This window comes from Actinomadura sp. CNU-125 (assembly GCF_001942465.1).
In the GTDB taxonomy this organism is placed as follows: Bacteria; Actinomycetota; Actinomycetes; order Streptosporangiales; family Streptosporangiaceae; genus Spirillospora.
Window position 1 is genome coordinate 42,623 of the sequence record NZ_MKJY01000044.1, and the last position, 19,682, is coordinate 62,304.

Genomic DNA, 19,682 nt, shown 5'->3' on the forward strand with positions numbered 1-19,682 from the left:
GTCCTCAGGACACGACCTTCAGCGAACCGATGATCTTGTTGACGTCCGACCAGTACTGCCGGTGCGTGTTCGGGATGTCGATCCACAGGCTGGACGGGCGCTCCTGCCCGGTGTCGACGACCACGACGACCGACAGGTCCATCGTCGCCCGCAGGGTCGCCTCCTTGAAGTGCATCTCCCGGACCAGCACCCACGCCGGACGCCCGCTCACCTTGAACGACTGCGACGCGACGTCCCGTCCGGTCGTCCCGTCGCGGAAGCCGTCGAGCTGCCGGGCGTCCTGGATCGCCGCGGCGACGTCGCGCAGCCGGTTCGGCCCGTTGTAGACGCCCATGACGCCTTCGTCCACCAGCCGGGAACCGAGCATGGCCTGCCAGTCGTCCTCGGTGTCGAAGGACTGGCTCCCGCTGTACGGGCCGTACGGTTCGGTGCTGAACGGCTCCCACGGCCGCCCCAGCTCGGCGAACGACAGCCGCGCCTCTGGGTCGGTGGCCCGCCCGACGACCTTCGCGCCGGTCCCCGGGTAGCGCGGCAGCTTCACCGTCTTCTCCAGCCGCCGCACCTCCGGGCCGATCACCCCGGTCAGCGGCGGCATCTTCGCGCCCGCGATCGGCTTCAGCCGCTTGGCCGTCCCCGTGCAGGTCGCCTCGCCGTCCATGCCGCTCACGCGCTCCTGCTCAACGACCTTCCCGCCCACCAGGATCGTGCAGGTCAGCGCACCGGCGGCGCCGTTCTCGTCGTTCTTCGCGCTGATCTTCAGCGATTCGTCGTCGTCCGCCTGGAAGTCCATCCGGAACGGCAGCGGCGTCGCCGCGATCGTGTCGCTCTCGATCGAGCTCGGCGTGTAGTAGGTGAGCATCGCGTCGGAGCTCTCGCCGGTCACCAGGTAGGTGATCTTCTTCGGCTTGCCGATCGTGTTGCCCGCCCAGACGAGCGCCGCGATCGGCTGCGCGAGGGCGAGGCAGACGGCCGTGACCATCACCCATTCGGGTATCCGCTTGTTGATCCGCTGCGCGCGGGGCGACATCTTGCTCACTTGCGTGCCTCCCCGCCCGCCGGAGCCGCGGCCAGCGCCGCCGCCGACTCCCGGACCCCCGCCATCAGCGCCTGGAGCTGCTCGTCGGTGCTCTCACCGCGCTGCTTCGCGCGGTACGCGCGGTCGGCGGTCCGCACCTTGTTCCCGTACGCGTTCAGCGCCGACACCCGCTCCCTCATCTCGTTGCGCGCCTGGTTGACGGCGCGCCAGCGCGGTTTGAGCGCCAGCCGCAGCGCGTCGTCGCCGCGGTTCTCCTTCGAGAGCTTGCGCAGCGCCCGCTTCTCCACCGTCGTCTCGCGGCCGGTGACGGCGATCTCCCACTCGATCGCGCGCACGTCGACGCCGTCGCCGTCCAGCAGGCCCGCCTTGTGCAGCTCCGACTCCAGGACGGCTTCGACGGCGCGCTGCGCCCGCACGACGTCCTGCACGGCTCCGCCGAGGTCGTCGGTGAGGAAGTACCGGCCGTGGTGGGTGCGCCCGAGCTTCTCGCGCGCGCCGTCGCCGCAGCACGCGTACAGGACGATCCAGGACACGATCTGCAGCGCCGTCCCGCCCGCGAGGAACGCGCCGAACCCGAACCGCCACCACAGCATCGCCGAGCCGACCTGCGCGAGCGCGCCCAGCAGCGCGCCGACCCCGCCGAGCAGCCACGGCAGCGTCGCGGCGGGCACGAACCCGCACGCGGTGGCGATGCCGAGCGCCCACCAGCGGTCGGCGGCGGTGCGCCCGCCGGACGACGGCACGTCCTCGCCCGCGGCGGTCAGGCCGTCCGGGCCCTCCGCCAGCAGGTCCCGTTCGTCGGGAGGCAGGGACGGATCCACCACGGGCCGCAGCAACTGTTCCGAACTCATCTGGATCTCCCCGCCTGAACTGGTCCGCGAGAGATTATGGCGAGTAACCCGCTCTGTCCGAAACCCCACGATGGCGGGCGTTCCGGATGATCGGCCGGTTCAGGTGCGCAAGAGTGCCAGGAATGCCCGGAAGAGTCCTGGCATGTCGATGTCGTCGGGGGACAGCAGCCACTGCTGCTGCAGCCCGTCCATCACGGCGAGGAGCAGCGGCGCGGCCTGCTCGGGGGTGACGCCGCCGGGCAGGTCGGGGCCGCATTCGGCCCGGACGATGTCGGCCATCCACGTCCGCGACTCGCGGTAGCGGTCGCGGAAGAAGTCCCCCGCCGGATGGTCGTCGAGGACGCTCTCGGCGGACAGCACCGTGAACGACTGCACGATCCCGCGCCGCTCCCGGTTGTAGTCGATGATCGCCGCGATCGTGTCGAGGGTGATCGTCCCGCCGGTGCCGCCGAGCGCGATGACGTCCAGTCCGCGCTCGTCCCGCAGCCGCAGGACCTCGGCGAGCAGGCGGTCCTTGCTGGGGAAGTAGTGCAGGACGCCCTGCTGGGACAGGCCGACGCGCTCCGCGACGGCGGCGATCGAGGCGCCCGTGTACCCGCGCTCACCGAAAACGTCCAAAGCGGCGAGAAGGATCTCTTCGCGACGGTTCCGGGGCATGGCGCTCAGGATAGACCCGGGCTTACATAACAAGAAAGTCACATCACCTACCGATCGCTCGGTAGCGCGGCTTACCGTTGCGCCATGAACATCGACCTCGACGCCAAGGCCCGCTTGCTCGCCGGTCAGGACATGTGGACGCTGCCGGACGCGCCCGAACTGGGGCTCGCGTCGATCGTGATGTCCGACGGCCCGATCGGCGTGCGCGGCGTCGAATGGTCGTCCGCCGACCCGTCCATCGCGCTCCCCAGCCCCACCGCGCTCGCCGCCACCTGGGACACCGGCCTGCTGCACCGGGCCGGGGCGCTGCTCGCGCAGGAGGCGCGGCGCAAAGGCGTGCACGTGCTGCTCGCGCCGACCGTCAACCTGCAGCGGTCCCCGCTCGGCGGCCGCCACTTCGAGTGCTTCTCCGAAGACCCGCTGCTCGGCGGCCTGCTCGCGGCCGGGTACGTGCGCGGCGTGCAGGGCGGCGGCGTCGCCGTCACCGTGAAGCACTTCGTCGCCAACGACTTCGAGACCGAACGGATGACCGCCGACGTCGTGGTGTCCGAGCGGGCACTGCGCGAGCTGTACCTGCGCCCGTTCGAGATCGTCGTGCGGGAGGCCGGACCGTGGGGCGTCATGGCGTCGTACAACTCCGTCAACGGCACGACGATGAGCGAGAACGACCTGCTGATCAACGGGGTGCTGCGCGGCGAATGGGGCTTCGACGGGTTCGTCGTGTCCGACTGGTTCGGCGCCCGCGACACCGTCGCCGCCGCGCGCGGCGGCCTCGACGTCGCGATGCCCGGCCCCGACACCGTCTACGGGCCCGCGCTCGCGCAGGCGGTACGGGACGGGCGCGTCGCCGAGGACGTCGTGGACCTGCACGTCCGGCGGGTGATCGACCTCGCGCGCCGCACCGGCGCGACGTCCGGCGCCCGGCCGTCCGAACCCGCGGCGGAGATCGACGGGGCCGCCCTCGCCCGCGAACTCGCCGCCCGCTCGTTCACCCTGCTGAGCAACGACGGGATCCTGCCCCTCGCCCGCGACGCGAAGATCGCGCTGATCGGCGGGCTCGCCACCGACGCGCGCGTGCTGGGCGGCGGCAGCGCGCAGGTGTTCCCCGCGCACGTCGCCTCCCCGCTCGACGGGCTCACCGCCGCCGGACTCGACGTCGCCTACGAGCGCGGCGCCGACCCGAGCGTCCGGCTCCCCGGCGCGCGGTTCCCCCTGAGCGCGCGGGCCCGGGACGCGGACGGCGCGCTGCTCGGCGAGGTCGAACTGGCCGACGGCGAACTCCGCTGGATCGGGCGGCTCCCCGCCGGGATCCCCTTCGACGCCCTGCACACGGTGACGGTCGAGGGCACGTTCGTCCCGGACGCCGGCGGCACGCACCGGCTGGAGGTGCAGGGGCTCGGCCGGTTCCTGCTCGAAGTGGACGGCGAGGTCCTGTTCGACGACGTGATCGGGCCGGAGAGCGACGACGTCTTCGCCGCGTTCATGTTCCCGCCGCCCCGGACCGTCCCCGTCGAACTGGAGGCGGGCCGCGAGGCCGCCGTCCGGCTCGTCCACACCATGGCCGACGGCCCGGCGGGCCCGTTCCCCGCCGTCAGTTTCACTCTGGCGCACCGCGGGCCGACCGCCCCCGCGGACGAGCTGATGGAGCGCGCCGTCGCCGCCGCGGCGGCCGCCGACGTCGCCGTGGTCGTCGTCGGCACGTCCAGCGAGGTCGAGAGCGAGGGCTTCGACCGGACGTCGCTGCGGCTCCCCGGCCGCCAGGACGAGCTGGTCGCGCGGGTCGCCGCCGCGAACCCGCGCACCATCGCGGTGATCAACGCGGGTTCGCCCGTCGAACTGCCGTGGCGCGGCGACGTCGCGGCGCTGCTGCTGACCTGGTTCCCCGGCCAGGAAGGCGGGCACGCGCTCGCCGACGTGCTGCTCGGCGACCGCGAGCCCGGCGGGCGGCTGCCCACCACCTGGCCCGCCGAACTCGCCGACTGCCCCGTCTCCGACGTCACCCCGGTCGACGGCGTCCTGCGCTACGACGAGGGCGTCTTCGTCGGCTACGCCGCCTGGGACCGGGCCGGGACGACGCCCGCGTTCGCCTTCGGGTCCGGGCTCGGCTACACGACCTGGTCGTACGAAGAAGCCTCCTACGCGGACGGCGAGCTGACCGTGCGCGTCCGCAACACCGGCGACCGGCCCGGACGCGAGGTCGTGCAGGCGTACGTGGCGTTCGCCGAGCCGGGCCCGGACCGTCCGGCCCGCCGCCTCGCCGGCTTCGCCGTCGCCGAGGCGGGCCCCGGGGAGGACGCGACGGTCGTCATCGCCGTCCCCCGCCGCGCCGCCGAGACCTGGACCGACGACGGCTGGCGCCCCGTCCCCGGCGACCACCGCCTGGACACGGGCCACTCGCTCGACGACCTCCGGCTCAGCACACCGCTCACCTTTTAGCCTGGCCGCGACGGGGCGTCGCCGTCCCGCCCGCCGAGGGCGTACGCTGACCGGCGCGAGAAGGAGATTTCCGTTCATGAAGATTAAGGTTCACGAGCTGGGAGACGGCGATCGCACGGCGATCCTGATCCACGGGATCATGTCGTCCGCCCGCACCTGGGTGCGGTTCGCGCCTCTGCTGGCGGCGCGCGGCTACCGGGTGCTGATGCCCGACCTGCGCGGCCACGGCGCCAGCCCGCACGCCGCCGCCTACACGGCCGACGACTTCGCGGGCGACCTCGTCGAGTCGCTGCCCACCGGCGCGGACGTCGCGATCGGCCACTCCCTCGGCGGACTGTCCCTCTCACTCGCCGTCAACGCCCTGCGCCCGGCCCGCGCCGTCTACAGCGACCCGGCGTGGCGCCTCGCCGACACCGCGCCCCTCGCCGCGTTCGCCCGCCGCACCAAGACCATGACCCGCGACGACATCGCGGCCATGAGCCCGCGCTGGGACGCGGCGGACGTCGACGCCGAACACGCCGACTTCGCCGACTGGGACGTCCGCATCGCAGACACCCTCGCGACGCTCGCGCCCCGCGTGCCCGCACGTCCGCTCGTCCCGTCCCTCGTGCAGGTCGCCGACCCGAGCTTCCTGGTGTCCGCCGAACTCGCCGCCGCCCTGCGCGAGCGCGGCTTCGAGGTCCGCACCGTCCCGGGCACCGGCCACTGCATCCACCGCGACGACCTCGACGGCTTCACCGCGTCCCTGGACGGCTGGATCTGACTTTCCATCGGTGCCCCCCCCACTCCCGAAGGAGACGACCGATGAAGAAAACGCTGATCACCCTGTCCCTGGCGGGACTCGCGCTCGTCGGCGCGCCGCCCGCCGCCGCCGAACCCGATCCCGAACCCCTGCGCATCCTGCTGAGCAACGACGACGGCTACGAGGCCGCCGGGATCAACGCCGTCTACGACGAACTGACCGAAGCCGGACACGACGTCACGATCGTCGCCCCCGCCACCGACCAGAGCGGCGAAGGCACCGGACGGGCGTTCGGCGGGACGGTCCGGGCCGACCACGTCTCCGAGGACGTGTGGGCCGTGACGGGCACTCCCGGCGACTCGGTCGCGTTCGGCCTGTTCCACGTGTTCAAGGACGAGAAGCCCGATCTGGTCGTCTCCGGGACGAACGCGGGGCAGAACATCGCCGCCCTCGCCAACCACTCGGGCACGGTCGGCGCCGCCGTCACCGCGCTGGAGTACGGCGTCCCGGCGATCGCCGTCAGCACCGAGGCGTCCCGTCCCAGCGAAGAGCCGATGCTCAACGCCCAGCGGCACACCGCCGACTTCGTCGTGTCGCTCGTCGCCGCGCTCCGCGCGAAGTCCCACGGCGGCGCGCTGCTGCCCGAACACCTCGGCCTCAACGTCAACTACCCGATCGTCGGCGCCGACGGCGACAGCCCCGCCGCCCGCTGGACGCTGACGAACCAGGACCGGCAGCCGCTCATCAAGCCGTCCTACACCGACAACGGCGACGGCACCTACGCGATGGAGCTGAGCATCGACGCCCGCGAGCCGGGCCGCCGCTCCGACGTCGCGGCCCTCGCCGCCGACGAGATCTCGATCTCCCCGATCGAGGCGAACTGGGGCCCCGGCGCCCTCTCCCAGGCCAGGGCGCGCGCGCTGCTCCACGGCCTCAAGCCCTGACGGACCGGTGCCGCCGGGCCCGCACGCCCGGCGGCACCGCCCGACCGCGTCGAACGTCCAAGCTCCACTGCGACGTTCCACCGGATTGGGATCATGAGCACGGGCTTCGAACAGATCAAAGCGAAGGTCGACTACATACTCGCCCGCGACGACGTGGCGAGCCCCCTCAACGTCCGCGAGGACTGGGCGGCGGAAGGGCTCACCGAGCCGCTCCGAGAGAACCCCACGGACCCCGTCGCCCACCTCCTCGACGCCTTCGCGGGCCGCCGGACGGGACAGTTGATCTTCCGCGCCCCCCACGAACGCTACGCGTTCACCATCGACGAGTCGGAAACCGAATGGCAGGGCGAGGACGCCTGGCTCTGCATCGGCGAGTCCGCACTCGCCACCACGACGGCCGTCCTCTTCAACACCCGGACGGGCGAGACGGTGCTGTACGACAGCGACGCCTGGGACTGGGAACTCCAGGACAACTTCATCCTGATCAAGGACTCCTTCGTCACCTTCGTCAACGACGTCGTCCTCGGCCACGAGTACCGGCGGCTGTACTACCAGAACTGGGTCGAACTCACGCTGGTCCTGGAATCAGCCGACCTCGACTTCCCCGGAATATACGGCGACCCTTGGTACCACCTGCTCCGAGAAATGCAAGCGGACCTCTTCGGCGGACAACCCGTCTCAAGAACCCGGCGTAAGGAACTCCTCCGCCGCATCGACGAATACTTCGAGGACTGAATGCGACCCGCGAGGAATACCTGCGACTCTGGGGCGAAGACAACACCATCGCCGTCCCCCTCGCACCCGCCGAGGTGGACCTGCTCCCCATCGACATGTCGGTGGCCTTCACCGCCTACCTCGACGGCACGTACGAACCGTTCCACCAGTTCGTGAACGACTCCCGAACGTTCATCGTCCTCGGCAAGGTCCCCCAGCCCAAGACCGCACTCTTCGTGCTGGCCCCGGACACGGGCGCCGTCCACCTGATGACCCCACCGGACGGGACGCCGGAAAAGCTCCACTCGTCATACGCGACCTTCGTCGAATTCCTCTACCGCTTCGCCCAGTTCATCGAAGCCGACGAAGACCTCGAAACCCGCCCCGCCCGCGCGGAAGAACTCGAACGCGACCTAAAAGCAATCGACGCCACCCCCTTCGACAACGAAGAAAGCCCCTGGAACAACGCCATCCGTTTCCTAAAAACCAAGTTCCCCCTCCACTGAACCCACGATGATGGATCCGCCCCGCCGGGCGGCGGTCGGCACGAGAAGGGCGGCAAGTAGGTGATCGACGCCTTGGCGCGAGCAGGCGACTTGGCCGAGGAGCTGACCGACTCGGATGTGCTCGTTCCGTCCTGGCGGGAAGCGTTCTCGGCAGTGCCCCGGCATCGGTTCATCCCGGACACGGTGTGGGTCGAGGATGGTGACCACCTCGTCCCAGTGCACCGCAAGGACGACGAGACCCGCTGGGTTGACCTGTGCTACGCCAACGATTCCGTGGTCGCGCAGGTGGACGACGGCGTCCCGGCCGGGCCAGGGCAGGCCGGGCACGAGATCACCAGCTCGGCCAGCCGCCCGGACGTGGTCGCCCGGATGCTGGCGGCGCTGATGGCCGAGCCGGGCATGTCGGTGCTCGAAGTAGGCACGGGGACGGGCTGGAACGCCGCACTGCTCGCCGAACGGCTCGGCTCGGCGCAGGTGACCTCCGTGGAGGTGGACCCGGCTGTGGCCGACCGCGCCCGCCGGACGCTGCGGGAGGCGGGATACGAGGTCACCGTGGCGACCGGAGACGGCGCACTCGGGTACCCGCCCCACGCCCCGTTCGACAGGGTGATCGCCACGGTGGCGGTCGACCGGGTCCCGTATGCATGGGTGGAGCAGACCCGGCCCGGCGGGCGGGTGCTGGTGCCCTGGACCACCGATTTCCACAACGGCGCCCTGGTGTCGTTCGTGGTGGCACGAGACGGCACGATGCAAGGACGGATCGTGGGGAACGTGGCGTTCATGCGGCTGCGGTCCCAGCGCGGCAAGCGCGCTTCGCTGGACCGGCACGTACACGACGCCGCAGCAGCGCGCCGCTCGTCCACCGACCTGCACCCCTACGACGCGTTCGGTGAATACGACGCCTCATTGGCGATCGGCCTTCGGGTGCCGCACTGCAAGCTGATCGTCACCGGCCACGGCGGCGGCGCCTACACCGCATGGTTGATCGACCCGTGGTCGGGTTCGTGGGCGGGCCTCGATTACCGGCCGGACGCCGATAGGTACGTCGTGCGCCAATCAGGCGAGCGCGACCTGTGGCAAGAGGTCCACGACGCGTACCAGTGGTGGGACGGGCTCGGCCGCCCCACCGCCGACCGCTGGGGCTTGACTGTCGCGCCGGACGACCAGTACGTATGGCTGGACGCGCCGGACAACCCGATCGACCGCCCCGGCACGTGAGCCCAAGGCTCCGACCGTCCCGGCGGCGACCGTGTTACAGGTCGTACGCGCCGTCCCGGACGTCCGCGACGAACCGCCGGAACGCAGACGGGCGCAGGACGACCTTGTGGCCCGTAGGGTCCTTGGAATCGCGAAGTCCAACGATGCCCCGCCTCGCGGCAACCTCGACACACTGGTCGTTCTGGGCACTGCGACTCGACTTGCGCCAATGGACGTGAGTGACGCTCGGTGCAAACATCGATGTCCTCGTCTCTGGGCTGCTCACGCCGCTCACGGCATGGGCATCCTCAGCTCAGCGAATCACAGATCGTGCACACCGTCACGGACGCCGCGATGAGCTGCCAGAACGCGGACGGGCGCAGGACGACCTTGGGACCGAACGGGTCCTTGGAGTCGCGAACCCCCACGACGCCCTGAACAGCGGCAACCTCGACGCACTGATCGTTCTGGCCGAGACTGTGCGTCGACTTACGCCATTGGACGTGAGAAGAACTCGGTGCAGACATCGACGTCCTCATCTCCGGGCTACTTGTAACCCTCAGCGACGGCCTGAATGAACTTCAGCGAGTCCGCCGCGCTCTTGGCCGTCGCCTTCAGGTGCTCGAACGTCAGATTCGCGGCCCGAACATCGGCAGCACGCTCAAGAAAAAGCGTACCCCCAAAGGATTCGCTGAACGCTACGTCGGGTTCGTCTTCTCCGGCGAAGTGAAAGATACCGAACGATCCTGGCAGAGACGCATGGACTCCAGTCTCGAAGGGGATCACCTGGAGAGTGATTCCCGGCTGCCGCGCGGCTTCCGCGAGTCTCTGCAGCTGGGTGGACATGGTCTCGCGACCACCGATCTCGCGCCGTAGCGCCGCCTCATCAAGGACTGCCCAGAGTTCAAGAGGGCGCTCACCCTTGAGTACTGCCTGGCGTTCCAGTCGCAGGTTCACTCGTCGCTCGATCGCATCGTCGTCCAAGTCAAGGGACCCCCCTTCCGAGATGACAGCGCGAGCGTACTCGGCGGTTTGCAACGGGCCGGGAATGCCGAGTGTTTGGAAGATGTCGAGCCGTGCGGCTGCGGTCTCCAGACCGATGTACGTGCGGTAGTCCTTGCTGAGGAAATCGCTGTACGACTGCCACCAGCCGACCTGCTTGGCTTCCCGGGCCAATGCAATCAGCGCTTCTCGCTGCTCACCCTCGGGATATCCGTAGAGGTCGAGCAGCGCTGCGACTCCCTCCCAGGCGACCCCGACCTTCCCGGTCTCGATGCGGCTGAGCTTGGCCAGGGACCAGTTCATGTATGCGGCCACGTCCTCACCGGGCATGCGGGCCACTTCCCGCAGGCGGCGGAGCTCCGCACCCAACCGGCGACGCCGAACAGTCGGGCTGTTCCGACGCGACATGTCACCCTCCGCAAGATCTTTTGTCGATCGCACTTGCAGATCGTCAAACTATCGTTCATGCTCGCTCTGTGTCAGGTCAATGACCGAAAGTAAGGAGATGCTGATGGCGGCGTTGGCGGGCGGGTCGCCGCGCCGCAGCCAGGCCGGGCGACGGGCCTGGGGCACATAACGACATGAAAGCCGCGCGGCCGGGCTCGGATTGGAGCCCTTGACCCGGCCGCGCGGCCTCTACCTCACGAGGAGGTGTGCCGCCATGGTAACCAAGGCGGTCGAGGAACGACGGGTGGCGCTGGAAACGGCCCACCCGGGATGGCTCGTCGGGCTTTCGCGGACAGGCGCGATGTGGATGGCCACGCGGCGGCGGACGTTGACGGGGCGCGAGCTGCGCGCCGGGCTCGTCCAGTCGGTGATCGAGGACGGCGCCGACGCGCTGGCGGAACGGCTGGCCGAACAGGACGCGACGGAACTGCGCGCGGGGGCCGTCCGATGACGGCCCCGGCGTTCGCCGCCGCGTACGTCGACCCCGAGGAGATCGTGGCCGCGCTGCAGCGGGAGATCCCCGGGCTGACGGCCTGGTGGGGCGAATATACCGGGAGCTTCTGGGCGTTGCTGGACGGGCGGTTGTGCGAGTTCCGCACCCCGCAGGAGCTCGTGGTCGTGGCGCGGTTGGCGGCCCGTCCCCGGAACGTCCGGCGGCGGTTCGCCGACGTCAATCGGCCTGCACCGACTCGGGTGAGGCCGCACGTGCCGGTTCGGCATGCGCGGCCTCAGACCGCCCGTGGGTGGCGGCGGGTCTGGCGGATCGCCCAGCGGTTCGTCGCCCGGAGGTGAACTCAGTCGGTGCCGGACTCCATCGCGGCGTGGTCGAGGAGTTCGTCGCCGTCGACCTCGCCGCGGGAGGCGATCGCCTCGGCGCCGCCCTTGGGCATCGCGCCGATCAGGCCGGTCGAGGCGGCCTGCTCGGCGCGACCAGGGTCGGCTGCGAGCGGCCGACGATGCCGAGGCCGGAGTACTGCTCCAGGCGGGCGCGGGAGTCGGCGATGTCGAGGTTGCGCATGGTGAGCTGGCCGATGCGGTCGACGGGGCCGAACGCCGAGTCCTCGGTGCGTTCCATCGACAGCTTGTCCGGGTGGTAGCTGAACGCCGGGCCGGACGTGTCGAGGATCGAGTAGTCCTCGCCGCGCCGCAGCCGCAGCGTGACCTCGCCGCTGACCGCCGTCCCGACCCAGCGCTGCAGCGACTCGCGCAGCATCAGCGCCTGCGGGTCGAGCCAGCGGCCCTCGTACATGAGCCGGCCGAGGCGGCGGCCCTCGTTGTGGTAGGCGGCGAGGGTGTCCTCGTTGTGGATGGCGTTGACGAGCCGCTCGTATGCGGCGTGCAGCAGCGCCATGCCGGGGGCCTCGTAGATGCCGCGGCTCTTGGCCTCGATGACGCGGTTCTCGATCTGGTCCGACATGCCCATGCCGTGGCGTCCGCCGATGGCGTTGGCTTCGAGGACGAGGTCGACGGGGGTGGCGAACTCCTTGCCGTTGATCGTGACCGGACGGCCGAGCTCGAAGCCGATCGTGACGTCCTCGGTGTGGATCTCGACCTCGGGGTCCCAGAACTTCACGCCCATGATCGGGTCGACGATCTCGATGCCGGCGTCGAGGTGTTCGAGGGCCTTCGCCTCGTGCGTCGCGCCCCAGATGTTGGCGTCGGTCGAGTACGCCTTCTCGGTGCTGTCCCGGTAGGGCAGGCCATGGGCCTGCAGCCATTCCGACATCTCCGTGCGGCCGCCGAGCTCGCCGACGAAGTCGGCGTCCAGCCACGGCTTGTAGATGCGCAGGGAGGGGTTGGCGAGCAGCCCGTACCGGTAGAACCGCTCGATGTCGTTGCCCTTGAAGGTGGACCCGTCGCCCCAGATCTGGACGTCGTCCTCAAGCATGGCGCGCACCAGGAGCGTGCCGGTGACGGCGCGGCCGAGGGGGGTCGTGTTGAAGTACGCGCGTCCGCCGGAGCGGATGTGGAACGCGCCGCAGGCGAGGGCGGCGAGCCCTTCCTCGACGAGCGCGGCGCGGCAGTCGACCAGGCGCGCGATCTCGGCGCCGTAGGCGGACGCCCGGCCGGGGACGGACGCGATGTCGGGTTCGTCGTACTGGCCGATGTCGGCGGTGTAGGTGCACGGCACGGCACCCTTCTCGCGCATCCACGCGACCGCGACCGAGGTGTCGAGGCCACCGGAGAAGGCGATTCCGACACGTTCGCCGACAGGCAGAGAGGTGAGCACCTTGGACATGAGCACAAGTATGCACGACACTGCATGAACATGCAAAACCGGGTGCCCGGAACGCCGTTTACAGCGGACGAGCGCGCGGGAGATCATTCGGTCCATGACCGTGATCGCGGGGCGGTACCGGCTGGTGCGCGAGCTCGGCCGGGGCGGCATGGGACGGGTCTGGGAGGCCGCCGACGAGGTGCTGCGCAGGCGCGTCGCCGTCAAGGAGGTCGTCTTCCCCGCGGACCTCGACGCCGGGGAACGGGCGCGGCTGTGCCGCCGGGCGGTCCGGGAGGCCCGCGCCGCCGGGATGCTCGACCACGCGTCGATCATCGCCGTCCACGACGTGCTGGTCGAGGACGACCGGCCCTGGATCGTCATGGAACTGGTGGACGGCCGGTCGCTGCGCGAGGCGATGCCGGTCGAACCGCGCGAGGCCGCGCGGATCGGCGCGTCCGTCCTCGACGCGCTGCGGGCCGCGCACCGCGCGGGCGTCCTGCACCGGGACGTGACGCCCGGCAACGTGCTGCTCGCCGCGGACGGACGCGTGGTGCTGAGCGACTTCGGGATCGCCGACCTCGACGGCGATCCCGCGCTCACCCGCACCGGGACCGTGCTCGGCTCGCCCGGCTACATCGCGCCCGAACGGCTGGACGGGCGCGACGTCGACGGCCGCTCCGACCTGTTCTCGCTCGGCGCGACGCTGTACGCGGCGGTCGAGGGACGGGCCGCGTTCGGCCGGTCGTCGGACGCCGCCGCGTTCGCCGCCACGCTCACCGAACCGCCGCCGCGTCCGCGGCGCGCGGGTCCGCTGCGTCCGCTGCTGGCGGGCCTGCTGCGCAAGGACCCGGCGGACCGGCCGGACGCCGAACGCGTCGCGGCGACCCTCGGCAAGATCGCCGGGGGGCGGACGCGGCGCCGGGTCCCGAAGGGGGCGCCGGTGCTGGAGGTGTCCTGGCTGGCGGCCGTCGCCGTGCCCGCGATCGTCTTCCTGCTGCCCGCGTACGTCACCGAACCGCGCGGCGCGGCGCTCTACCCGAGCGGCTTCCGGGCGTGCCCGATGCAGGCCGGTTCGCTGCGGTTCCAGGAGATGAAACCGGGTGACGGCGACGTCCGCGAGTGCTACGGCGGGAACGTCGTGCTGCGCTGGTACGAGGGCTACGTCGGCGCCTACGAACGGCCGGTCGCGCTGCGGCACCCGTCCGTTCGGGAGGCGCACCGGTGGCTGCGTTTCCTGAGCGTCCACAACATCGAGCAGGACGAGAAGTACCCCTTCGACATCACCGAGAACGGCGTCGGCGGGACGTCCGCCGGCTCCGACGGGGGCCGGGCCCTCCGCCCGCGGCCGCTGGACGGCGTCGGCGACGAGGCGTTCGTCCGCGAGGTCCGTAACGGCGAAGAGGGCGAGGTGGAGATCATCCTCCGGGACAGCAACCTCGTGATCGGCGTCGTCCACGACGGCGGCGAGCCGTCCGACCGCCGCGCGGCGGCGCGGGACGCCGCGCGGGCGGTGCTCGCCGAACTGCGGGGGCGGCGATGACGATGCTGCTGGGCCGCTACCGGCTCGTCCGCGAGCTGGGGCGCGGCGGGATGGGCGTCGTGTGGGCGGCCCGCGACGAGGTGATGCGCCGCGACGTCGCGATCAAGGAGCTGCTGCTGCCGGACGGCGTCGGCGCCGAGCGGCGCGGCAGGCTCGTCGAACGCGCGGTGCGCGAGGCGCGCGCCGCGTCCCGGCTGCGGCACCCCGGGATCGTCCGCGTGCACGACGTCCTGACCGCCGACGACCGGCCGTGGATCGTGATGGAGCTGATGTCGGGCCACGGCCTCGACGCGGAGATCCGCGACCGCGGCCGCCTGCCGCCCGAACAGGTCCGGACGGTCGCGCTCGCGGTCGTCCGGGCCCTGCGCGCCGCCCACGCGCAGGGCGTGGTGCACCGGGACGTCAAGCCCGCGAACGTGTTCCTGTGCGACGACGGACGGGTGGTGCTCGCCGACTTCGGGATCGCCAGCCTGGACGACGAGGAGCGGATGACCCGCACCGGTCTCCCGATCGGCGCCCGGGTACGTCGCGCCCGAACGCATGCGGGGCCGCGGGCGCGCCGAACCCGCCTCCGACCTGTTCTCCCTCGGCGTCGCGATGCACGCCGCGCTCTCCGGGAAGGCGCCGTTCCGGCGGGAGAACGCGATGGCCTCGTTCGGCGCCGTCCTCACCGACCGCCCGGACCGTCCGCCCGGCCCGCCCCGGCTCGCCGACCTGGTCATGCGGCTGCTGGAGAAGGACCCGGCGCGGCGGATCGGCGCGGACCGGGCCGAGGAACTGCTCGCCGACCCGCGCGTCCTGGACGCCGCCGCCGTCGAGCGGGACGTGCCGCGCTGGCACCGTCCGGCGGCGGTCGGCATCGCCGTCCTGTGCGTCGTGCTGCCGCTCAGCCAGGTGCGCGGGTGCGGGACGGGCGAGGAGGCGGTCCCGCCCGTCGCGCCGCGACCGTCCACGGCGGTTCCCTCGACGCCGACCCCCGAGCCCGCCGCGTCCACCTCGGCGCCGGAGACTCCGGAGACCGCCCGAAGACCCCGGGGACGTCCCGACCACGCCGCGGCTCGGCCCCGGGTTCACGTTCTCGCCGCCGGTGCCGTCGATCACCCTGCCCCCGTGCGTCCTTGAGGGGACCTGTTGACCCCGACCCGCGCCCTGCTCGACCTGGCCGCCGCGCTCGGCGCCATGCTCGGCCTGACCGCCCTGGTCTGGTTCGGTCCGGGCGATCACGGCCTGATGATGCCGCACCTGATGTGGGCCCTCGGCCTCGCCGCGGTCACCGCACTCGTGCTGATCCGCCTGGTCCGGCGCGATCGGCGGGTCTGGTGGGTGACGGCCCTCGCCGCGCTCGGCACCGCGGCGCTCGTCTTCGTGAAGTTCGCCGTCACCGTGAACCCGTTCGGCTGGGTGCCCGCGGTGTGCGTGCTGGCGGCCGCGGCCGTCCTGGTCCCGCACGCCGTCCGGGCGCCGCGCCGCCCCCGCGACTGGACGCGCTGATCAGTCCACGGTCTTCTCGACGTGTTCCTGAAGGAGGCTCTTCCACTGCGACGGCAGGATCCCCGATTCGAGGACGACCCCGGACGCCGACCGCGGGCACGACCGGTCCTCGCCGAGGACTTCCCACGAGTCGACCTCGTCCCCGGTGCGCGCCTCGTAGAGGGTCACCTTGTACCGGGTCTCGTAGAGGGAGACGTAGCCGTCGAGTTCCGGTCCCGAGCCGTCGAGGTCGAAGGGGAACCGGTTGACGTAGCGGGGGCATTCGACCTCGCCGAGGCCGGTCTCGTCGATCTCCTCGGCGCAGGCGACGAGCCGCACCTGGTCGGCCCGCCGAGGGTCCCATTCGGCGGGCGGCTTGTCCGGGTCCTGCTTCGCCCCGTCCCCCGGGCTCGGCGCCCCGAAGATCTTGACCGGGTGCGGCCCCGGCCCCGCGTAGGCGGACGCGCGGGTGAACGCCGTGCCCTCGCACACCGCGTACCAGTCCTCGCCGGCGTCCGTCGGCATCCGGTCGACCTCGTTGGGGCCGGTGAAGACCTGCCATCCGACCGTCCCGGCCAGCACCACCGCGAACGCCGCGAGCAGGACGCGGTGGCGGCGGGCGAAGTGCGCCGCCTCCGTGCGGAACTCGTCTCGTCTCACCGGGTCACCACAGCGTGACGAGCGTGGACGTGTCCGAGTCGAGCAGCGGACTTCACACCGATCTTGAGCACGTTCGGGGACGACGGCGGCGTCACCTCGTGATTCAGCGGCCCGTCGGTGTTCTCCGGATCCCGACCGCCGCAACCGGCGGCGGCCATGACCACGGCCACCGCGAAATGGCCGACATATCGGTGCATATTGAAAATCGTATTGACCGGCCGCCGCCCCGGACGGGAAGCGGCCGATCATGGCCATCCCGATCGGGGCGGAGGTCGCACCCTCAGATCTGCCGCAGCGCACCGCCGTCCACCGGCCATTCGGCGCCGGTCACCTGGACGGCCAGCGGGGACAGCAGGTAGGCGATGACGCGCGCGACGTCGTCCGGGGCGCCGAGGCGGCCGGTGGGCAGGCGGCGCTCCTCCCGGACGAACCGTTCGATCGCCGCGTCCACCGGCAGGCCGTACCGTGCGGCGAGCTGTTCGGCGAAGCCGCCCGGCGCGTCCCACAACCGGGTCCGCGTGGGGCCGGGGGACACCACGTTGGACCGGACGCCGCGCGCGCCGAACTCGGCGGCGAGCGTCTTCGACACCGACAGCAGCGCCGTCTTGGCCGCCGCGTAGTCGACCAGCGGCGGGTCGGGGAGACGGCCCGCCTCGCTCGACACGTGCACGATGCTCCCGCCGCGCCCGTCGAGCATGGCGGGCAGCGCGGCGCGCGTCATGCGGACGGCGGCGTGCAGGTTGAGCTCGAACGTGCCGTGCCAGTCGTCGTCGCCGACGTCGAGGAACCCGGTGCGGGAGGTGAGCGCGCCCGCGTTGTCGACCAGCCCGTCCAGGCGGCCGTGCCGGTCCAGGACGGTCGACGACGCGGCGCGCGGCGTCCGGTTCGGTGAGGTCGGCGCGATGTCGTCGCGCCGCCGGCGCGGCGGGCGACGCGACGGCGCGGGCGCCTCGGCGCGCAGCAGCGCGGCGGTCGCGGCGCCGATCCCGGCGGACGCCCCGGTGACGACGAAGACCTTCCCGGCCAGTTCCAGGTCCATGGTCAGGCGTCCTTTCCGGTGGGGCGGCCGAGGAAGGCGGCGGCGAGGAGGGCGCCCGCGACCACGAGCAGGGCGTTGACGCCGATGGCGACCCGGACGCCCGACAGCACCGCGGCGGCCCCGGTCGTCCCGGCCATGGCGGCGGTGGCGATCGCGCTCATGATCGGGGTGCCCATGGTGATGCCGATCTGCTGGCTCATGGTGGCGATGCCGGTGGCCCGGCCCTGCTCGGCGTCCGGCAGCCCGGACGTGGCGGTCACCATGAACGCGACGATCATCAGCATGTTGCCGACGCCGCCGGCGAACGTGGCGGCCAGCAGCAGCCAGATCCAGCCGCCGGACGCGCCGAGCGCGACGAGCGGCAGCGTCGCCGCGGCCTGCAGCAGGCCGCCGGCCGCGATGGTGGCGCGGGCGCCGAGGCGCCCGACCGTCCGGCCGCCGAGCGTCCCGCCCAGCACGGTGCCGAGGCCGAGGACCCCGAACGCCAGGCCGGTGGCCAGCGGCGAGTAGCCGAGGACCTTCTGTAGGTAGAGGGTCAGCAGGAACACCAGCGACGTCTCGGTGACGAACGCGATCACCCCGGCGGTGTTGCCCCAGACGACGTTGCGGCGCTTCAGCAGGGCGATCGGGACGAGCGGTTCGCCGGTGCGCCGCTCGACGAACCAGAAGACCACGAGCAGCGCGGCTCCGGCGGCCAGCGCGACCAGCGTCGCCGGGGTCGTCCAGCCGTGCTCGCCCGCCTGGGTGAGGCCGAACACCAGCAGCAGCAGTCCGGCGGTGACGGTCACGGCGCCGGGAACGTCCAGGCGCGGCCGCTCCCGCGACCGGTCCTCGCGGACGACCCGGGGTGCGAGCACGACGACCAGCGCGGCGACCGGGACGTTGATCAGGAACGCCCAGCGCCAGGAGAGCAGGCTCGTCAGCAGGCCGCCCAGGATCGCCCCGGCGGTGAACCCGGCCGACATCAGCGCGCCGTTGAGCCCGAGCGCCCGCTCGCGCAGCGGCCCCTCCCGGAACGCGGTGGTGAGCAGCGCCAGCCCGGCCGGGGTGACGGCCGCGGTGGCGAGCCCCTGCAGCACCCGGGCGACCAGCAGCAACTCCGGGCCGGTGGCCAGCCCGCCCAGCAGGGAGGACGCGCCGAGCACGGCCATGCCGCCGACGAACAGCCGCTTGCGGCCCACCAGGTCGGCCACCCGGCCGAACAGCAGCGTGAACCCCGCGGCGGCCAGCGCGAACGAGGTGGCGATCCACTGCAGGTTCGCCAGCGAGAAGCCGAGACCGGCGCCGACCTCGGGCAGCGCGACGTTCAGGATCGAGAAGTCCACGGCGACCATGAACTGGGCGCCGAGCAAGAGCGTGAGCAGCAGCCGTTCGCGGCCGGTCATCCGCGTGGCGGACGCGGCGGGCGGATCCGCCGGTCGGGCGGACCCGCGGGTGGGCCTGGTGGACGCAGCCATCATCGTGTCCCTTCACGACCCGAGCTAACGGGTCTTCAGTTCCGTTAAGATGGGGCGACCGTAACACGAGAGTCAGTCCTAATGAAACTGGAGTTCCGTTATGAGTGACGCAGGGCAGGTCCCGGGCACCGTGCGCCCCGGCGGCCGCACGGCCCGGATCCGTACCGCCGTGCTGCGCGCCGCCGAGGACGCGCTGATCGAGTGCGGGTTCGCGGGCGTGGACCTCGCCGAGGTCGCCCGCCGCGCCGAGGTCGGCAAGACGACCGTCTACCGCCGCTGGGGCACCCCGCAGGGCCTCGTCGCCGACCTGCTGCAGGACATGGCGGAACAGTCCGTCCGGCGCACCGAGACCGGCGCCCTCGCGGACGACCTGCGCGCCAACGCCCGGCTGGTGCTCGGCACCCTCACCGACCCCCGCCAGGGCGTGCTGTTCAAGGCGGTGATCTCGGCCGCGGCGAACGACGCGCGCACCGCCGAGGCGCTGCACCGCTTCTACGCCGCCCGGATCGCCGAATGGTCCCCGTGCGTCGAGCAGGCGATCGTCCGGGGCGAGGCCCCCGCGGGCACCGACGCCGCCGAAGTCGTCCGCGCGGTCTCGGCGCCGCTGTACTACCGCTTCCTCGTCAGCGGCGACCCGCTGGACGAGGACGCCGCCGACCGGAGCGCCCGCGCCGCCGCCCGCGCGACCGCCGCGGGCGCCTACGTGCGCTGCTGAAATAACCCGAACGGCCGGTGCTTAAGCTTCCGATAACAGATCATTCACCTA

General features: G+C 71.9%; 20 protein-coding genes and 3 pseudogenes. 13 read left to right on the forward strand and 10 right to left on the reverse strand.

Annotated features, from left to right (window positions below; translation table 11 throughout):
- Positions 1 to 4: 4 nt before the first annotated feature.
- The 3 genes from BJF79_RS06645 to BJF79_RS06655 form a co-directional block, all read right to left on the reverse strand.
- On the reverse strand, positions 5 to 1,036 hold the full coding sequence (locus tag BJF79_RS06645; RefSeq protein ID WP_075895482.1) for a hypothetical protein: 1,032 nt from the start codon (positions 1,034 to 1,036) through the stop codon (positions 5 to 7).
- Positions 1,033 to 1,887, reverse strand: a complete 855-nt coding sequence (locus tag BJF79_RS06650) for a hypothetical protein (protein ID WP_075895483.1) — start codon at positions 1,885 to 1,887, stop codon at positions 1,033 to 1,035. The genes BJF79_RS06645 and BJF79_RS06650 overlap by 4 nt, the downstream gene beginning before the upstream one ends.
- A 99-nt stretch (positions 1,888 to 1,986) precedes the next feature.
- Entirely contained in the window at positions 1,987 to 2,544 is a 558-nt protein-coding gene (locus tag BJF79_RS06655; RefSeq protein ID WP_075895484.1) for a TetR/AcrR family transcriptional regulator, read from the reverse strand.
- Positions 2,545 to 2,628: 84 nt separating this feature from the next.
- Here BJF79_RS06655 and BJF79_RS06660 point away from each other — a divergent pair, with 84 nt between their 5' ends.
- From BJF79_RS06660 to BJF79_RS06685, 6 genes are all read left to right on the forward strand, one after another.
- Complete coding sequence (locus BJF79_RS06660; protein ID WP_075895485.1) at positions 2,629 to 4,980, forward strand: glycoside hydrolase family 3 protein; 2,352 nt, start codon at positions 2,629 to 2,631, stop codon at positions 4,978 to 4,980.
- Between the two features lie 76 nt (positions 4,981 to 5,056).
- Complete coding sequence (locus BJF79_RS06665) at positions 5,057 to 5,743, forward strand: alpha/beta fold hydrolase (RefSeq protein WP_075895486.1); 687 nt, start codon at positions 5,057 to 5,059, stop codon at positions 5,741 to 5,743.
- A gap of 41 nt (positions 5,744 to 5,784) precedes the next feature.
- Complete coding sequence (gene surE, locus BJF79_RS06670) at positions 5,785 to 6,666, forward strand: 5'/3'-nucleotidase SurE (RefSeq protein WP_075895487.1); 882 nt, start codon at positions 5,785 to 5,787, stop codon at positions 6,664 to 6,666.
- A gap of 93 nt (positions 6,667 to 6,759) precedes the next feature.
- Positions 6,760 to 7,401, forward strand: a complete 642-nt coding sequence (locus BJF79_RS06675; RefSeq protein ID WP_075895488.1) for a hypothetical protein — start codon at positions 6,760 to 6,762, stop codon at positions 7,399 to 7,401.
- 74 nt (positions 7,402 to 7,475) lie between these two features.
- On the forward strand, positions 7,476 to 7,886 hold the full coding sequence (locus tag BJF79_RS06680) for an SUKH-4 family immunity protein (RefSeq protein ID WP_075895489.1): 411 nt from the start codon (positions 7,476 to 7,478) through the stop codon (positions 7,884 to 7,886).
- 60 nt (positions 7,887 to 7,946) lie between these two features.
- A complete protein-coding gene (locus tag BJF79_RS06685; protein WP_083733212.1) occupies positions 7,947 to 9,104 on the forward strand; it encodes a methyltransferase domain-containing protein in 1,158 nt (385 codons plus the stop codon).
- A gap of 34 nt (positions 9,105 to 9,138) precedes the next feature.
- On the opposite strand, the gene BJF79_RS06690 is transcribed toward BJF79_RS06685, so the two are convergent.
- Genes BJF79_RS06690 through BJF79_RS06700 form a run of 3 tightly spaced genes read right to left on the reverse strand, consistent with a single transcriptional unit; the run spans position 9,139 to position 10,493 of the window.
- Positions 9,139 to 9,342 (reverse strand): DUF397 domain-containing protein, encoded by a 204-nt coding sequence (locus BJF79_RS06690; RefSeq protein WP_075895490.1) that lies wholly within the window; start codon positions 9,340 to 9,342, stop codon positions 9,139 to 9,141.
- A gap of 49 nt (positions 9,343 to 9,391) precedes the next feature.
- A complete protein-coding gene (locus BJF79_RS06695) occupies positions 9,392 to 9,622 on the reverse strand; it encodes a DUF397 domain-containing protein (RefSeq protein ID WP_316043290.1) in 231 nt (76 codons plus the stop codon).
- Positions 9,623 to 9,629: 7 nt separating this feature from the next.
- The gene (locus BJF79_RS06700; RefSeq protein WP_075895492.1) at positions 9,630 to 10,493 is read right to left on the reverse strand and encodes a helix-turn-helix domain-containing protein; all 864 of its coding nucleotides are present in this window, start codon (positions 10,491 to 10,493) and stop codon (positions 9,630 to 9,632) included.
- Between the two features lie 253 nt (positions 10,494 to 10,746).
- Here BJF79_RS06700 and BJF79_RS06705 point away from each other — a divergent pair, with 253 nt between their 5' ends.
- Together BJF79_RS06705 and BJF79_RS06710 are read left to right on the forward strand one after the other, a co-directional pair.
- Positions 10,747 to 10,983 (forward strand): hypothetical protein, encoded by a 237-nt coding sequence (locus tag BJF79_RS06705; RefSeq protein ID WP_075895493.1) that lies wholly within the window; start codon positions 10,747 to 10,749, stop codon positions 10,981 to 10,983.
- A complete protein-coding gene (locus BJF79_RS06710; RefSeq protein ID WP_075895494.1) occupies positions 10,980 to 11,324 on the forward strand; it encodes a hypothetical protein in 345 nt (114 codons plus the stop codon). Before BJF79_RS06705 ends, BJF79_RS06710 begins: the two co-directional genes overlap by 4 nt.
- Positions 11,325 to 11,326: 2 nt before the next feature.
- On the opposite strand, the pseudogene argG reads toward BJF79_RS06710, so the two are convergent.
- Positions 11,327 to 12,771, reverse strand: a pseudogene (gene argG / locus BJF79_RS06715) (argininosuccinate synthase).
- Positions 12,772 to 12,865: 94 nt separating this feature from the next.
- Between argG and BJF79_RS57055 the strand changes: the two are divergent.
- From BJF79_RS57055 to BJF79_RS06735, 4 genes and pseudogenes are all read left to right on the forward strand, one after another.
- Positions 12,866 to 14,290, forward strand: a complete 1,425-nt coding sequence (locus BJF79_RS57055) for a serine/threonine-protein kinase (protein ID WP_075895495.1) — start codon at positions 12,866 to 12,868, stop codon at positions 14,288 to 14,290.
- Between the two features lie 50 nt (positions 14,291 to 14,340).
- Positions 14,341 to 14,709, forward strand: a pseudogene (locus tag BJF79_RS66565) (serine/threonine-protein kinase); the annotation flags it as partial.
- Positions 14,710 to 14,815: 106 nt separating this feature from the next.
- Positions 14,816 to 15,412, forward strand: a pseudogene (locus tag BJF79_RS06730) (hypothetical protein); the annotation flags it as partial.
- A 9-nt stretch (positions 15,413 to 15,421) separates the two neighbouring features.
- Positions 15,422 to 15,781, forward strand: a complete 360-nt coding sequence (locus BJF79_RS06735) for a hypothetical protein (RefSeq protein ID WP_075895497.1) — start codon at positions 15,422 to 15,424, stop codon at positions 15,779 to 15,781.
- On the opposite strand, the gene BJF79_RS06740 is transcribed toward BJF79_RS06735, so the two are convergent.
- From BJF79_RS06740 to BJF79_RS06750, 3 genes are all read right to left on the reverse strand, one after another.
- Positions 15,782 to 16,420: a hypothetical protein gene (locus BJF79_RS06740; protein WP_075895498.1), complete on the reverse strand. Its 639-nt coding sequence runs from the start codon at positions 16,418 to 16,420 to the stop codon at positions 15,782 to 15,784.
- A gap of 280 nt (positions 16,421 to 16,700) precedes the next feature.
- On the reverse strand, positions 16,701 to 17,459 hold the full coding sequence (locus tag BJF79_RS06745; RefSeq protein WP_075895499.1) for an SDR family NAD(P)-dependent oxidoreductase: 759 nt from the start codon (positions 17,457 to 17,459) through the stop codon (positions 16,701 to 16,703).
- A 2-nt stretch (positions 17,460 to 17,461) separates the two neighbouring features.
- Entirely contained in the window at positions 17,462 to 18,844 is a 1,383-nt protein-coding gene (locus BJF79_RS06750) for an MFS transporter (RefSeq protein WP_187356963.1), read from the reverse strand.
- A 172-nt stretch (positions 18,845 to 19,016) separates the two neighbouring features.
- Here BJF79_RS06750 and BJF79_RS06755 point away from each other — a divergent pair, with 172 nt between their 5' ends.
- Positions 19,017 to 19,631, forward strand: coding sequence for a TetR/AcrR family transcriptional regulator (locus BJF79_RS06755; protein ID WP_075895501.1), 615 nt, complete (start codon positions 19,017 to 19,019; stop codon positions 19,629 to 19,631).
- The last annotated feature ends 51 nt before the right edge of the window (positions 19,632 to 19,682 follow it).

Excerpts from the sequence above, each read along its gene's own strand:
- BJF79_RS06650 (WP_075895483.1), bottom strand. The coding sequence starts at position 1,887 with ATGAGTTCGGAACAGTTGCTGCGGCCCGTGGTGGATCCGTCCCTGCCT.
- BJF79_RS06655 (WP_075895484.1), bottom strand. The coding sequence starts at position 2,544 with ATGCCCCGGAACCGTCGCGAAGAGATCCTTCTCGCCGCTTTGGACGTT.
- BJF79_RS06660 (WP_075895485.1), top strand. The coding sequence starts at position 2,629 with ATGAACATCGACCTCGACGCCAAGGCCCGCTTGCTCGCCGGTCAGGAC.
- BJF79_RS06665 (WP_075895486.1), top strand. The coding sequence starts at position 5,057 with ATGAAGATTAAGGTTCACGAGCTGGGAGACGGCGATCGCACGGCGATC.
- surE (WP_075895487.1), top strand. The coding sequence starts at position 5,785 with ATGAAGAAAACGCTGATCACCCTGTCCCTGGCGGGACTCGCGCTCGTC.
- BJF79_RS06675 (WP_075895488.1), top strand. The coding sequence starts at position 6,760 with ATGAGCACGGGCTTCGAACAGATCAAAGCGAAGGTCGACTACATACTC.
- BJF79_RS06690 (WP_075895490.1), bottom strand. The coding sequence starts at position 9,342 with ATGTTTGCACCGAGCGTCACTCACGTCCATTGGCGCAAGTCGAGTCGC.
- BJF79_RS06695 (WP_316043290.1), bottom strand. The coding sequence starts at position 9,622 with ATGAGGACGTCGATGTCTGCACCGAGTTCTTCTCACGTCCAATGGCGT.
- BJF79_RS06700 (WP_075895492.1), bottom strand. The coding sequence starts at position 10,493 with ATGTCGCGTCGGAACAGCCCGACTGTTCGGCGTCGCCGGTTGGGTGCG.
- BJF79_RS06705 (WP_075895493.1), top strand. The coding sequence starts at position 10,747 with ATGGTAACCAAGGCGGTCGAGGAACGACGGGTGGCGCTGGAAACGGCC.
- BJF79_RS06710 (WP_075895494.1), top strand. The coding sequence starts at position 10,980 with ATGACGGCCCCGGCGTTCGCCGCCGCGTACGTCGACCCCGAGGAGATC.
- BJF79_RS57055 (WP_075895495.1), top strand. The coding sequence starts at position 12,866 with ATGACCGTGATCGCGGGGCGGTACCGGCTGGTGCGCGAGCTCGGCCGG.
- BJF79_RS06745 (WP_075895499.1), bottom strand. The coding sequence starts at position 17,459 with ATGGACCTGGAACTGGCCGGGAAGGTCTTCGTCGTCACCGGGGCGTCC.
- BJF79_RS06750 (WP_187356963.1), bottom strand. The coding sequence starts at position 18,844 with ATGACCGGCCGCGAACGGCTGCTGCTCACGCTCTTGCTCGGCGCCCAG.
- BJF79_RS06755 (WP_075895501.1), top strand. The coding sequence starts at position 19,017 with ATGAGTGACGCAGGGCAGGTCCCGGGCACCGTGCGCCCCGGCGGCCGC.